The sequence below is a fragment of the Pseudomonas sp. MT92 genome (genome assembly GCF_058792515.1).
On sequence record NZ_JBXAFA010000017.1, the window covers coordinates 1 to 13566 of the forward strand.

The following is a 13566-nucleotide window of genomic DNA, read 5'->3' on the forward strand; positions in this document are numbered from 1 at the left end:
AGCGTTACTCGCCGCTGTCAACACCTCTTTTTCAACTTCCTTTCGACTTCGATGACCTGAAGCAACCTGCTGCCGAAAACTGCGTAACTCATTGTTTATCAAGGAGTTTTCCGTTTCGACTGCACCGGAAGTGGGGCGAATTATAGGCTTCCAGAATCTGTCGTCAAGCACTGATTTGGGTTTTCTATCAATTACTTGCAGAAGACAGGGCAAGATCACCTTCTCTTCTATATAGAAGAGATCACCAGTGTCTGAAGATTTCTATGGCCACGGTCGGTTCGTGTTGCGTGGAAGGCGCCAGTGCCTGTCCACCCGATGACACGCGCGGCGAGCAGCGACATGGATTTTCCGTAGTGACCGACGAAGTGCGCACCCTGGCGATGCGCACTTGGGAGCCGGCCAAATGATTCAGACCATGCTCGAAAACCACTCGCTCAGGGCCCACGAGAACCTAGAGCAGGTGGTTGTTCGAGGCACAGGCTCGGGCTCACTATCGGACCGCTTGCATGCTGCCGGTTTCGTTCAAGCGGATATGCCAGCTCAACGCCTGGTTGAGATCGTGAGGAGTATGCCCGCCCAAGCGGCAAGCGGCGGTGAAGTAATCGTTGAGTGCCTCCTGGTAGTCCGGGTGCACACAGTGATCGATGATGATTCTGCCTCGCTCCCGAGGCGCAAGCCCCCGCAAGTCAGCCAGTCCTTGTTCGGTTACCAGAATATCGATGTCATGCTCTGTGTGGTCGACGTGGCTGACCATAGGCACTACGCGAGAGATTTTCCCGTCCTTGGCAATTGATTTAGTCACGAATATCGACAAGTGGGCGTTGCGGGCAAAATCCCCCGAGCCGCCAATGCCGTTCATCATATGTGTACCGCCGACATGGGTGGAGTTGACGTTGCCGTACAGGTCAAACTCCAGCGCGGTGTTGATGGCAATGATCCCTAGACGCCGGATGACCTCCGGGTGATTGGAGATTTCCTGTGGGCGCAAGACCAGGCGCTCGGCGTATTGCCCCAGGTTCTTGAAGACCCGCTCGCCACAGGCACTGGAAAGGGTAATGGAGCAGCCCGAGGCAAATTTCAGCTTGCCGGCATCCAGCAGGTCAAAGGTGGAATCCTGCAATACCTCGGAATACTGAACCAGGTCGTTGAACGGGGCGTCGATCAAGCCGCACATCACTGCGTTGGCGATGGAGCCCACCCCCACTTGCAGCGGCGCCAGGTTTCTCGGCAGGCGCCCCATTTCCACCTCATTCTCGAAAAAACGAACCAAATGATTGGCAATGGCCTGAGTGTCGTTGTCAGGCGGCAACATGGGAACGGCCGCCTCAGCTGTGTTGCTGATAACGATGGCGGCGATGCGTGACGGGTCGATCTCGATGGCATGGCTGCCAATGCGGCTGTTTGACTGGAGAACAGGAATCGCGCCACGGTGTGGACGGTTCTGGGGTTGGTAGATGTCATGCAGCCCCTCAAAATGCGGGCTGCTCGCCAGGTTGAGTTCAACGATGACCTGCTTGGCGGCCAGTGCCAGGCTGGCCGAGTTGCCCACCGACGAGGTGGGCACGATATGCCCCAACTCAGTGATGCACACTGCCTCGATAACCGCGATATCCGGAGTCGGCAGGTAGCCACCGCGCAACTGCTCGACCACTTCCGAGAGGTGCTGGTCGATAAACATCACCTTCCCTTCGTTGATTGCCTTGCGCAACACAGGGTCGCCCTGAAAAGGCATGCGCCGGGCCAACAGACCCGCTTCGGCCATCATCCCGTCCAGACCATGGCCAAGGCTGGCGCCGGTGATCAGGTTGATTTTCAGCGGGTCGCGCTTGGCCTGTTCGATCAAGGCCAAGGAGACTGCCGTGGCGTCTCCGGCACCGCCAAAACCACTGATGCCGATGGTCATGCCGTCTTTAATGAGCAGGGCGGCCTGTGGTGCACTCATGATTTTGTCGTGCAGGGAAGCCAGCCGGATACGCGCAGCGTGCATGGAAAAAACCTCGAAGGTAGGGAATAGCAGGCGGGTCACCGGACATCTGCCACTCGACCGGTAATCACGCCCATTCCGGGCAGTGCCTCTGAGAGGCACTGCTCGTCGGATTGTTCGTTAGTCTGGGCACAAGCGAAGGCCGAGACGATTAAGGCAGGCGTCGCCAAGGCGTGTGGCGAGGGCCATCACCTGGATCACTCAGGTCCGCGCAGGGTCAGAACTGCTTATCGTCCAGCGCCATGATGCTTTTACTGCCACCGCCAATCGCCGCCAGCAGCGCGTGTACGCGAGGCAGCAGTTGCTCGGCATAGAAATTGGCAGTAATCAGCTTGGCACCCAGGAATTGCGGATCACCATTGCCCGAGTCCAGCAAGGCTTGAGCACTGAGTGCCGAGCGGGCCATCAACCAGCCGCCACTCAGGTAGCCGAACAGCATCATGAAATTGACGCTGATGCTGCCCGCCAGGTGGGCATCGTTTTGGGCATTGTCGAGGAGCACGCGCAGAGCGGCGCGACCTGCGCACAAGGCATCGTCCAGTGCCTTGGCCTGATGGGCCAGTGTGGCCGAACCTTGTAGCAGGGCGACGGTTTCACCGATTTCGTCCAGCAAACGGGTGAGCAGTTCGCCTTGGTTGAGCAGGGTCTTGCGCCCGACCAAGTCCAGTGCCTGGATGCCGGTGGTGCCTTCATAAATGGTCAGGATACGGGCATCACGGTGGTGCTGGGCTGCGCCGGTTTCTTCGATAAACCCCATGCCGCCGTGAATTTGCACACCGAGCGAGGTCACCTCTTGCGCCATTTCTGTCAGCCACCCTTTAACGATTGGTGTGAGCAGGTCGACGCGACCTTGATGGACCTTCGCCGTGTCGGCGTCAGGCGCGTGAGCAGTGCGGTCCACTTCGGCAGCGGCCACCAACGCCAGGGCCCGCATCGCTTCGATGGACGACTTCATCTGAAGCAGCATGCGACGGACATCGGGGAAATGGATGATAGAGAAACGGCTGCCATCCTTGCGAGTGCCTTGCAGACGATCTTTTGCGTACTGACGCGCCTGCTGATAAGCCCGCTCCGAGATGGCCAGCCCTTGCAGGCCTACGCTTTGCCGGGCGTGGTTCATCATGGTGAACATGCAAGCCAACCCTTGGTGCGGTTCGCCCACCAGATAACCGATGGCTCCGCCGTTGTCGCCAAAGCTCATGACGCAGGTCGGGCTGCCGTGGATGCCCAGTTTATGTTCCAGGGAGATGCAGCGGGCATCGTTACGTGCGCCAGGCTCGCCTTTGGCATCCAGCAAGAATTTAGGCACCAGGAACAGGGAAATCCCTTTGACGCCGGCCGGTGCATCCGGCAGCCGGGCCAGTACCAGATGGACAACGTTGTCCGTCATCTGGTGGTCGCCCCAGGTGATAAAGATTTTTTGCCCGCTGATGAGGTAGTGGTCACCCTGAGGAATGGCTCGGCTCTTGATGGCGGCCAAATCCGAACCGGCATCGGGTTCGGTGAGGTTCATGGTGCCAGTCCATTCGCCGCTGACCAATTTGGACAGGTAAGCCTCGCGCAGGGCGGGCGAGCCATGGTGCGCGATCGCTTCAATCGAGCCTTGGGTCAGCATCGGACAGAGGGCGAAGGCCATATTTGCCGAGTGCCAGATCTCACTGACAGCGGTGCCAATCACGTTGGGGAGGTTTTGGCCGCCCCAGGCTTCAGCGGCGGTCAATGAAGGCCAGCCGCCAGCCTGGAATTGGTGGTAGGCGTCGGCGAACCCGGGAGCTTCCTGCACGCCTTGCTCATTCAGGCGCGAGCCTTGGGTGTCGCCAATCCGATTGAGTGGTGCCAATACCCCGGAGCCCAGTCGACCGGCTTCGGCCAGAATCGCGGAAACCAGCTCATCGTTGACGTCGTCCAGATGGGCCGACGCGCACAAGGCTTCAAACTCGACCAGTTCTTTGAGCACGAACGTGGTGTCGCGGTAGGGGTGGGTGTAATCACTCATTTTTGTTTCCTCACTAAAACGATGCGTTAGGCAGACCGCCTGTGTCAGCCACAGCGGGGCAAACGACTGGGTAATAACGGGCGTGCTTCAGTGTCGACGTGAGTCACGTCAGGCCTTGGCTGATAGCACTCGGTAATCGACTAAATTGGCCATGTTCACGGAACTCTTGCTTCAAACGTTACGCACCAGGTGGCGCCGGTAATGACCACGGCGTCGCAGATGCAAAGGCGTTCATTGGTGCCGTGCCCGCCCCGGGAACCGGCGCGGCAATTGGCGCGTATCGGGAAGGCTGTGCGTCGCAGCGGCGTACGTACACACTGCAACGGTGGCGCACCGACTTGTCTAGCGTGCGGTTTTTCAGGCGGGATGCCTCTGTTTCGGATGCCGTCACGTTCTGGCGGACGGTAACCGCATCGACTACTTGCACGTGCACGGACGGGCTTCCTTGGAGGCAATAACAGCGCTCTGACCGGGTCAGACAGGCGTCTACAGGTGGCGGCTAGCTTCTATCGGGAGGCCCCTCGGCGACAATAACGAAACCAGTCTAAAAATAGACATAATCGGACAGCGCTTAGGCGATAAACTGAACGTACACACTGCAGGACTGCCTCCGATGGGCATCGAACGCTATTCAATCTCTATCCATTTCGCCCGAATGCTGATGAATGCCGGCCACCGTCTTCAGCTCGACGAAGCGGAGCTGCTCAAGGAAGCAGGCCTTAACCAGCGCATGCTGGATAATGCCCATCTGCGGATCACGCCTGACCAATTCAGCCGCCTGATGCGGGCCGTCTGGCGCCTGGCTGACGACGAGTTTCTTGGCATGGGCTCGCAACGCTGTCCACAGGGTGTCTTTGCCATCATGGCCAAGCAGGTCATTCATTCGCACAACCTGCATTCGGTGTATTACAAGCTCAGCCACTTCTACAACGTGATCAATGACTCCCTGCATCTGTCACTCGATATCGTTGGCGATGAGGCGTTTTTTTCTATGGCGCTCAAGGACCCGGCCAAAGACCAGGATTACTTGTTGAGAGGTTTCCTGTTGCTGCTGTGGCATCGATTTCCCAGCTGGTTGATTGGCCAGCGGATCTCCCTGAAACATGTCGCGTTTGACCATCCTGCACCCAAACACCTGACCGAATACCGCTTGATGTTTCCTTGCCCGGCGAAGTTCGACCAGGCCGTGACCTGCCTGGTGTTCGATGCCGCGATACTCACGGCACCGTTGGTGCAAACGCCCGAGACCCTCGGCCATCACTTGAAGCGGGCACCATTCGACTGGTTCACTCGCCCTGCCTATTACCCGGTTTATACACGGCGGGTACTGGATCATCTGGAGCGTTCCGAGGACCTGGCTGAAACAACCATTCAAAGTGCCGCCCTTGAATTGCACCTCACCGAGAGAACGCTCAGGCGAAAACTCGCGGCCGAAGGCAGCCAATTTCAACGACTCAAGGACGGAGTGCGTCGCGACATGGCGATCCACTACCTGAGCCAGACGTCGATGTCGATCAGCCTCATTTCCCAAATGCTGGGTTTTTCCGAGCCATCCGCGTTCACCCGAGCGTTTCGGCAATGGACCGGCGAGCTACCCAAGAACTACCGAGACGTGGCGCGCCAAAAGAAATAGCCCTCAGTCTCTTTTCGGACGGTTCAGCGAGCTCTGCTGGCCTGAATCAATCGCTGTCCCCGCCACCAAGCACCGCCCTCCCCCCCGGCCCAGCCTTTTATCCATATTGCTAAGCCGGTTTCCGCAAAAGACTTAATGCATCATGTTGTATAGTCTTTGGCCAAACAGCTCCACGCATCCGGTGATTCATGCCTTACCCCTTCGACGCGATCACTCACACCTATCTGGGCAGCAACGTTTACTCCCAACTGCGCAACGCCTTGATCACGGGCAGCCTCAAGCCTGATGATCGACTGCGCATCCGGGAGCTGGCCAGCCAGCTGGGAACAAGCGTCACCCCCGTGCGAGACGCCATTTTGCAACTGGCGAAAGAGAAAGCGCTGGTGCTCAAGACCCCCAAGGACATTCGAGTACCGGTGCTCGACAGTGCGGCCTATCTGGAAATCCGCACGCTAAGGTTGAATCTTGAAGGCCTTGGTGCCGAAACCGCCGCGCGGCTTGCAACCTCAAACGACCTTAAACGCATCGACGCCAACATTCAGCTCAACCTCGAAGCCATCAACAATAGCGACCTTCCTGAAGCGCTACGCCTGAATAGCGAGTTTCACTTTTTGATCGCGGAAGCTGCACGCATGCCTTTGCTGCGCAGCTATCTGGACAGTCTGTGGATGCGCGCAGGACCGCTGATCGCACAGGCGTATGCGCATTTCTCCCTGACCATGGCCATTGAACACCATATCGAAGTACTCAATGCCCTGCGTCAGCAGGATGCGGCAGCCGCCAAACACGCAATCCAGGCGGACATTCTCGACGGCAATCAAAAAATGCTGGAGTTCATAGCCGTCAGTCAGGAAGCGGCTTGCTGACGAAACGATCCCTGATACCCCTATTGACTACTTGCACGCCTGAAAACATGATGCATCAAACTTCAATTACGAAGAGCCGTGCTCATGAGCGAGAAAAAAAAGCTACTGTTAACCGGCGCCAGCCGCGGCATTGGCCATGCGACGGTCAAGCATTTCAATGCGGCTGGCTGGGAAGTATTCACCGCCTCCCGGCAAAGTTGGGTCGCTGAATGCCCTTGGGCGGAAGGCTTGCTCAACCATATCCATCTGGATCTTGAGGACATCGACAGTGTCAGCGCCAGCCTGGCGACCATTAAGGAAAAACTCGGGGGACGGCTTGATGCGCTGGTAGACAACGCTGGCGTGTCACCAAAAAGTCCGGAAGGTGGTCGACTTGGCGTGCTGGAAACCGATTACGCCACGTGGTTGAAGGTGTTCAACGTCAACCTTTTCTCTACCGCCCTCCTCGCTCGCGGCCTGTTCGATGAACTGAAAGCCGCCCAAGGCAGCATCATCAATGTCACGTCCATTGCAGGTTCCAAGGTGCACCCTTTTGCTGGCGTTGCCTACGCCACTTCCAAGGCGGCGCTCTCGGCTCTGACTCGGGAAATGGCCTATGATTTCGGCCCGCATGGGGTGCGGGTCAACGCCATTGCCCCCGGCGAAATCGACACCGCCATCCTGTCTCCGGGCACCACCGACATCGTCGAACGACTGGTACCCATGAATCGCTTGGGCAAACCGGAGGAAGTCGCCTCGCTGATCTACTTCCTCTGCACCAGCGGCGCTTCTTACGTGAACGGAGCGGAAATTCACGTTAATGGTGGACAGCATGTCTGATGCCATCATGGTCAAGGGGTGCTGCACCGAATTGATGACCACCCAGGCGCCAATCGTGTCACCTGCCGAAGCACTGGAACTCGCTGATCGGGTATACGGCCTCAAAGGCACGTTGAAGCTGCTCAATGGCGAACGCGATGCCAACTTTCTCATCCGGTCCAGCTGCGGCGCCTTCGTCCTGAAATTCATCAACCCAGCCGAAGATCCCGGCGTCATCAGCTTCCAGACCCAGGCGTTGCTGCACATCGAGCGGCACGGTGCGCACCTGCCGGTTCCGCGTGTGCTGCCTGCACTCAGTGGGGAGGTTGAACCGAAAGTGCTGGTGAGCGAGCAAACACTGACACTGCGCACCGTCAGCTACCTGGACGGTGTTTCGCAGAATCTGGGCAAGCCCAGCGTTGCGCTGATGCGCGAACTCGGTACCTCCCTGGCCGAAATCAACCTGGCCCTCAATGACTTCCAGCACCCTGCCGCTCATCGCGATCTGCTCTGGGATGTCGGCCACGCGGAACGAATCAGGCCGTATCTGGATAACCTGGACGTCGATCAACTGCCATTGGTTTGCGCCCTGCTGGACAGCTACGAAACGTCGGTAAAACCGCGCCTGGCTAAACTGCGTGCGCAGGTGATTCATAACGATCTAAACCCGCACAACGTCATGCTCGACTGCGAAACCGCCAGCCGCGTTGCGGCCATCATCGACTTCGGCGATGCCCTCCACGCCCCGCTAATCAACGAATTGGGAACGGCTCTCTCCTATCAGTTCGACGCCGACGCCACCGACCCACTCTGGCAGATCAAGGCCTTTGTCGCCGCCTACCACGCAAAGATCCCGTTGCAGCGCGAGGAGCTGGCTGTACTCGGCGACCTGATCGCCATGCGCATGGCCATGGCCATCACCATCGCCCAGTGGCGCGCCCGCCTGTATCCGGAAAACCGCACCTACGTCCTGCGTAACCTGCGCACCACCTGGCGCAATCTGCAATGCCTCACCGCCTTGCCCGAGGGGTTGCTGACCCAAAGCCTGATCAACGCCTGCACCCCGGAGGCTTCATGAGTTCATCCACCGCCGCTGAATTGCTCGCCCGTCGCCAACGCGCACTGGGCGCCAGCTATCGATTGTTTTACGAGGAACCCTTCGCGCCGGTGCGGGGTGAAGGCGTGTGGCTGTACGACAAACACAATGCCGCCTACCTGGATGCCTATAACAACGTAGCGTCCATCGGTCATTGCCACCCCGCCGTGGTCGCAGCCATTGCCGAGCAAAGCGCCCTGCTCAATACCCACACGCGCTATCTACACCCATCGATCGTGGAATACGCAGAAGACCTGCTCAGCGAGTTTCCCCCGCAGCTCGATAACATGACCATGACCTGCACCGGCAGCGAGGCCAACGATCTGGCGTTGCGCATCGCACGATGCCACAGCGGCGGAACGGGCATCATTGTCACCCGCTGGGCCTACCACGGCGTGACCAGCGCATTGGCCGAGGTATCGCCATCGCTGGCCACGGGCCTCCCCACCGCCAGCCATGTGCGCCTGGTGGAGGCCCCGGATTCCTACCGCCGAACCGCCGATTTCGTCGCCAACGTCAAAGCGGCCGTGCAAGACATGCAGGCGCAAGGCATCAAACCCGCGGCGCTGCTGGTCGACAGCATTTTCTCCAGCGATGGTGTGTTCAGCCCCGCGAACGGCGAACTGGCCGCTGCCGCGCAATGCGTGCGAGACGCCGGCGGACTGTATATCGCCGATGAGGTGCAGCCAGGGTTCGGCCGCACCGGTGGGCAGCGCTGGGGGTTTGCCCGTGAATCAGTGGTTCCGGATCTGGTTACGCTGGGCAAACCCATGGGTAACGGCCATCCAGTTGCCGCGGTGGTCGGGCGCTCGGCGCTGTTCGACCAATTCGGTCACCAACAACGTTATTTCAATACGTACGGGGGTAACCCGGTGTCCTGCAAGGCTGCGCACGCGGTACTGCGGGTACTGCGCGAAGAAAACCTGCAAGCCAATGCCCGCGATGTCGGCAGCTATCTCAAGGAGGGGTTGCGCAAACTGGCCGAGCGCCATGAAGTCATTGGCGATGTACGCGGCGAGGGGCTGTTCATTGGTGTCGAACTGGTTGCAGACCGCGAGACGCAAGCCCCGGCAACAGTTGCCGCGGCGACGGTCGTCAACGGCATGCGCCGCCGTCAGGTGCTGATCAGCTCGACCGGCCCCATGGCCAACATCCTCAAGATTCGCCCACCGTTGGTATTTGCCCGCGAGCATGCGGACCTGCTGCTCGAACGACTGGATGCAACGTTGAACGACCTGCGCTGAACGTCACGCTTTACCGGCGCCGATTTGGCGGAACCAGCCTCGGCGCCCGCAACAGGTCCTGATATGGAGTAATCCGGCATCGATTCAGGCGTCCAGGCACACCACCGGGGCGCTGGTCGACGCGCATTAATGCAAATACCCGTCAATCCAGGACTGGTAGCTATAAGGAGGGATAAGCATTGCGATGGGCGTAGTGACCGAAGCAGACACCGAGAGCGGTCAACTGCAATAGCTGAAAAATGAGAGAGTGGCTGGATATATGGTGTCCCAGGGCAGGTTCGAACTGCCAACCTTCCCCTTAGGAGGGGGATGCTCTATCCAATTGAGCTACTGAGACACAAACTGCCCGCAAGAATTTGCGGAGCAATGGACGGCGTGCATGTTAACGGGCAAGCATGGCTTTGTCATGTCGTCCTTAGGCATTTTAAGTGTAGGCATACGCCACGCAGGATCGCGAAATTTGCTGAGGAAGCCAAAAAAGATCCCTTGACGCTCCTTTCACCCAGACAGCTCCAGGATGCTACATCAGACAAATCTGGTCGCCATCCATCCTAAATCGCTCTGAGTATGCACTTGGCCCTAGTAAATCGGCCATTTGCCACTATCCTGTAGGAGCAAGGAACAGCGATTGAATTCGCACGAAAGGCCCTTCAGATATTATCGACACTCTCAGTCGGGCAAAGGACGCGGCCAGCAATACGGACCCAGACCACTTTCCAGACCAGTCCGTATTTCTGATAATTGGTGCTGGCATAATGCCTTTATCCAGTTCAATATTTGTCACAGAATTGACGCCAATGATCTGGCTCAGTGAGGCATGATGCGAGCCTCTATCAATTCAGGTTGAACATTTGACCAGAGCGCTTGTCCTATCAGACATCCTGCGGTCAATCCCGAAAACCGCTCCCCTGAACTAACCGGTTAAATATATGCGCCCATTGAAACAGGCAATTTATTCCAGCCGTACGGCTGACAAGTTCGTCGTACGTCTGCCAGACGGAATGCGTGAACGCATTGCCGAAGTGGCTCGCAATCATCATCGCAGCATGAACTCCGAAATCATCGCGCGCCTTGAACAGAGCCTTATTCAGGAAGGCGCACTGGGCGAAGAACTAAGCATGCGCCTGGACAGTCCAGAGCTCTCATTGCACGAACGTGAATTGCTGCAGCGCTTCCGACAGCTATCCCACCGCCAGCAAAACGCTCTCGTTTCGTTGATTGCCCATGATGCGGAAATGGCTGCGGACGCCTCCTGATTCACACAGAAAATCTCAAGCCAGCCTAATCGCTGGCTTTTTTTCGCCTGTTTTTCGGCAACGCCTGATTCAAAACTGGCGCTCGAGAGCTCGACCATGGGCCTTTGTGACCCCGCGCAAGCGACCCATTCATCGTTGCCACTCTCAGCCTCGACTGCTGACCACTAGGTATGTCCAGTCGCTACGCTCCGCCTTTGGTTCTTTTTGGCGCGCACACCTTGCGGACGTTACTCACTGGCCAGCAAACGAGCCTTGAGGACCGGTCAGCGCCTCCCAGACACCCGCCAAGCCGCCCCAGGCTGGTTACAGCAGCGCGTAACACATCATGCCTGATGCTCCGCATAAAAAAGCCCGCCGGAAGGCGGGCTTTAGGACAAACATCTCAGAGCAGGAAGATCGTTGCCAGACCAAGGAAGATAAAGAACCCTCCGCTATCAGTCATGGCCGTAATCATGACACTGGCCCCCATGGCAGGATCGCGCCCAAGCCGAGCCAGCGTCATCGGAATCAGCACTCCCATCAGTGCTGCAAGCAACAAATTGAGTGTCATGGCAGCGGTCATCACCACACCCAACGACCAACTGCCGTATAGAAGATAGGCAACAACGCCGATCACACCACCCCAGATCACGCCATTGATCAGTGCAACTGCCAACTCTTTGCGCATCAGTCGCGAAGTATTACCAGTGCTCACTTGATCCAACGCCATCGCCCGAACAATCATAGTGATGGTCTGATTACCGGAGTTGCCCCCGATACCCGCCACGATCGGCATAAGCGCCGCAAGCGCTACCAGCTTCTCGATTGAGCCCTCGAAAAGACCAATCACCCGCGATGCAACGAATGCAGTGATCAGATTCACCGCCAGCCAGGCCCAACGGTTACGCAGGGACTTCCAGACGGACGCGAAAATATCTTCTTCTTCGCGCAGACCCGCCATATTGAGAACTTCGTTCTCGCTCTCTTCACGAATCAGGTCGACCATTTCATCAATGGTCAGTCGACCGATCAACTTGCCGTTTTTGTCTACGACAGGTGCCGAAATAAGATCGTATCGCTCAAACGCCTGAGCTGCGTCGTAGGCCTCTTCATCCGGATGAAAGCTCACCGGATCGCTGGCCATCACTTCAGAAACCTGCTTGTCCGGATCGTTAACCAGCAAACGCTTGATCGGCAACACCCCCTTGAGGACGCCGTCGTAATCAACCACAAACAATTTGTCGGTATGGCCGGGCAGCTCCTTGAGGCGCCGCAGGTAGCGCAAAACCACTTCGAGACTGACATCCTCACGGATGGTCACCATCTCGAAGTCCATCAATGCACCGACCTGATCCTCGTCATAGGACAATGCGGAGCGAACACGCTCACGCTGCTGACCATCGAGAGTCTCCATCAGCTCATGGACGACATCTCGCGGCAGCTCTGAGGCCAGGTCAGCAAGTTCGTCGGCATCCATGTCCTTGGCTGCAGCCAGGAGCTCATGATCGTCCATGTCGGCGATCAGGGTTTCACGAACCGAGTCGGATACTTCGAGAAGGATGTCGCCGTCGCGATCAGCCTTGACCAATTGCCAAAGCGCTAGACGATCGTCCAGTGGCAAGGCTTCAAGGATATAGGCGACGTCGGCGGAGTGCAGATCATCGAGCTTGCGCTGCAACTCGACGAGATTCTGCCGGTGGACCAGGTTCTCAACCCGATCGTGATGCGGGCCTTCCTGGCGATGAGTCAGGTCTTCAACTACTCGCTGGCGCTGCAACAGCTCAACAACTTGAGCGAGGCGGTCCTGCAAGCTTTCTTGCGTTTTCTTTACTTCAACTTCAGACATAGGCGAACTCCACTCCCAGCAGCGGGGCACGCCGGAAGTATCAATCAGTCAATTCATGATTGGAAAAACGGGAAATTAAGTAACTACTGGGTAAGTCCATGGAGGTATTCCACAAGCCCCGGCGGGGCTGACGGGCGCAATGATAACACCGCCCGACGGTTTTAAACGTTAAAAAATCGTGGCTGAAACAAGCGCTTGCGAAACAATCTTGAGCGCCATCCTGATCCCTCAAACTGCGACGACTCATCCCGAAAAGAAAACACACCAACAAATGAAAATGTAGCAGCTACCTTTGAACAAGCACCGTCACGGAGGACGTCGAATGCCACCAAAATCATCCTGCCTTCTACTGATCCCCCTTCTTTGCCTGCCACTCATCGTACGCGCCACAACAGTCCATCGCTGCGAAGCGCCTGACGGACGCATCACCTTCACGACAATGGGCTGCGCAGCCGGCGAGCACCTTTCGGCCCACGAAGTACAAGCCGACTCGCCCGGCACGGCTGTCGCGCTCATGCCCGACGCCAACCCTCGAGCAACACCGGGAAGGACATTCACAAACCGCGATATGACTGTCGTCGGCCAGCCAGAGGACAAATGTGGAAACCTGATCAGCGCCAGGGAGCGCCGAGACGCAATCATCAATCAGCGAATTGTTGCCGGCATGAGCCAACAAGACGTCGAAAGCGCCTTGGGTAAACCAGACAAGATCAACATTCGGAATTCGACCACGAGTTATCGCTACGACACCAAGCGAGGTCGAAGCGCAAACGTAGAGTTCGATGCGAGAGGCTGTACGAAAGGAAAAGCCAAATCCCAGACGGCAAAAAGCCCGCATTAAATGCGGGCTTTCTGTTGTATGGTGCAC

12 protein-coding genes and 1 tRNA gene are annotated in these 13566 nt (G+C 57.5%); 8 read left to right on the top strand and 5 right to left on the bottom strand.

The window, feature by feature from the left end; genetic code table 11:
- The coding region (locus AC1Q6D_RS27010; RefSeq protein ID WP_492618488.1) for a hypothetical protein at nt 1-213 on the bottom strand (213 nt) is incomplete at its 3' end.
- A 50-nt stretch (nt 214-263) separates the two neighbouring features.
- Here AC1Q6D_RS27010 and AC1Q6D_RS27015 point away from each other — a divergent pair.
- Nucleotides 264-407, top strand: coding sequence for a hypothetical protein (locus AC1Q6D_RS27015; RefSeq protein ID WP_158249414.1), 144 nt, complete (start codon nt 264-266; stop codon nt 405-407).
- An 83-nt stretch (nt 408-490) separates the two neighbouring features.
- Here AC1Q6D_RS27015 and scpC read toward each other — a convergent pair whose 3' ends face one another.
- Both scpC and AC1Q6D_RS27025 read right to left on the bottom strand, forming a co-directional pair.
- A complete protein-coding gene (gene scpC / locus AC1Q6D_RS27020) occupies nt 491-1987 on the bottom strand; it encodes a succinyl-CoA:acetate CoA-transferase ScpC (RefSeq protein ID WP_103405957.1) in 1497 nt (498 codons plus the stop codon).
- A gap of 214 nt (nt 1988-2201) precedes the next feature.
- A complete protein-coding gene (locus AC1Q6D_RS27025) occupies nt 2202-3980 on the bottom strand; it encodes an acyl-CoA dehydrogenase family protein (RefSeq protein WP_103405956.1) in 1779 nt (592 codons plus the stop codon).
- 613 nt (nt 3981-4593) lie between these two features.
- Here AC1Q6D_RS27025 and AC1Q6D_RS27030 point away from each other — a divergent pair.
- The 5 genes from AC1Q6D_RS27030 to AC1Q6D_RS27050 all read left to right on the top strand — a co-directional run bounded on the left by AC1Q6D_RS27030 (nt 4594) and on the right by AC1Q6D_RS27050 (nt 9617).
- On the top strand, nt 4594-5613 hold the full coding sequence (locus tag AC1Q6D_RS27030; protein ID WP_103405955.1) for an AraC family transcriptional regulator: 1020 nt from the start codon (nt 4594-4596) through the stop codon (nt 5611-5613).
- 188 nt (nt 5614-5801) lie between these two features.
- Nucleotides 5802-6479, top strand: coding sequence for a GntR family transcriptional regulator (locus tag AC1Q6D_RS27035; RefSeq protein WP_103405954.1), 678 nt, complete (start codon nt 5802-5804; stop codon nt 6477-6479).
- A gap of 84 nt (nt 6480-6563) precedes the next feature.
- The gene (locus AC1Q6D_RS27040; protein ID WP_047532313.1) at nt 6564-7298 is read left to right on the top strand and encodes an SDR family NAD(P)-dependent oxidoreductase; all 735 of its coding nucleotides are present in this window, start codon (nt 6564-6566) and stop codon (nt 7296-7298) included.
- Nucleotides 7291-8355, top strand: a complete 1065-nt coding sequence (locus AC1Q6D_RS27045) for a phosphotransferase (protein WP_256590359.1) — start codon at nt 7291-7293, stop codon at nt 8353-8355. Before AC1Q6D_RS27040 ends, AC1Q6D_RS27045 begins: the two co-directional genes overlap by 8 nt.
- Nucleotides 8352-9617, top strand: coding sequence for an aspartate aminotransferase family protein (locus tag AC1Q6D_RS27050; RefSeq protein WP_103405952.1), 1266 nt, complete (start codon nt 8352-8354; stop codon nt 9615-9617). Before AC1Q6D_RS27045 ends, AC1Q6D_RS27050 begins: the two co-directional genes overlap by 4 nt.
- 260 nt (nt 9618-9877) lie before the next feature.
- Here the strand turns inward: AC1Q6D_RS27050 and AC1Q6D_RS27055 are convergent.
- A tRNA-Arg gene (locus AC1Q6D_RS27055) sits at nt 9878-9954 on the bottom strand.
- 592 nt (nt 9955-10546) lie between these two features.
- Between AC1Q6D_RS27055 and AC1Q6D_RS27060 the strand changes: the two genes are divergently transcribed.
- Nucleotides 10547-10873, top strand: coding sequence for an Arc family DNA-binding protein (locus AC1Q6D_RS27060; protein WP_003178899.1), 327 nt, complete (start codon nt 10547-10549; stop codon nt 10871-10873).
- Between the two features lie 382 nt (nt 10874-11255).
- Here the strand turns inward: AC1Q6D_RS27060 and mgtE are convergent, their stop codons facing one another.
- A complete protein-coding gene (gene mgtE, locus AC1Q6D_RS27065) occupies nt 11256-12698 on the bottom strand; it encodes a magnesium transporter (protein ID WP_047532344.1) in 1443 nt (480 codons plus the stop codon).
- A 322-nt stretch (nt 12699-13020) separates the two neighbouring features.
- Between mgtE and AC1Q6D_RS27070 the strand changes: the two genes are divergently transcribed.
- Nucleotides 13021-13539, top strand: a complete 519-nt coding sequence (locus tag AC1Q6D_RS27070) for a cell envelope protein SmpA (protein WP_103405949.1) — start codon at nt 13021-13023, stop codon at nt 13537-13539.
- Nucleotides 13540-13566: the final 27 nt, after the last annotated feature.

Excerpts from the sequence above, each read along its gene's own strand:
- mgtE (WP_047532344.1), bottom strand. The coding sequence starts at position 12,698 with ATGTCTGAAGTTGAAGTAAAGAAAACGCAAGAAAGCTTGCAGGACCGC.
- AC1Q6D_RS27060 (WP_003178899.1), top strand. The coding sequence starts at position 10,547 with ATGCGCCCATTGAAACAGGCAATTTATTCCAGCCGTACGGCTGACAAG.
- AC1Q6D_RS27050 (WP_103405952.1), top strand. The coding sequence starts at position 8,352 with ATGAGTTCATCCACCGCCGCTGAATTGCTCGCCCGTCGCCAACGCGCA.
- AC1Q6D_RS27045 (WP_256590359.1), top strand. The coding sequence starts at position 7,291 with ATGTCTGATGCCATCATGGTCAAGGGGTGCTGCACCGAATTGATGACC.
- AC1Q6D_RS27025 (WP_103405956.1), bottom strand. The coding sequence starts at position 3,980 with ATGAGTGATTACACCCACCCCTACCGCGACACCACGTTCGTGCTCAAA.
- AC1Q6D_RS27070 (WP_103405949.1), top strand. The coding sequence starts at position 13,021 with ATGCCACCAAAATCATCCTGCCTTCTACTGATCCCCCTTCTTTGCCTG.
- scpC (WP_103405957.1), bottom strand. The coding sequence starts at position 1,987 with ATGCACGCTGCGCGTATCCGGCTGGCTTCCCTGCACGACAAAATCATG.
- AC1Q6D_RS27015 (WP_158249414.1), top strand. The coding sequence starts at position 264 with ATGGCCACGGTCGGTTCGTGTTGCGTGGAAGGCGCCAGTGCCTGTCCA.
- AC1Q6D_RS27040 (WP_047532313.1), top strand. The coding sequence starts at position 6,564 with ATGAGCGAGAAAAAAAAGCTACTGTTAACCGGCGCCAGCCGCGGCATT.
- AC1Q6D_RS27030 (WP_103405955.1), top strand. The coding sequence starts at position 4,594 with ATGGGCATCGAACGCTATTCAATCTCTATCCATTTCGCCCGAATGCTG.
- AC1Q6D_RS27035 (WP_103405954.1), top strand. The coding sequence starts at position 5,802 with ATGCCTTACCCCTTCGACGCGATCACTCACACCTATCTGGGCAGCAAC.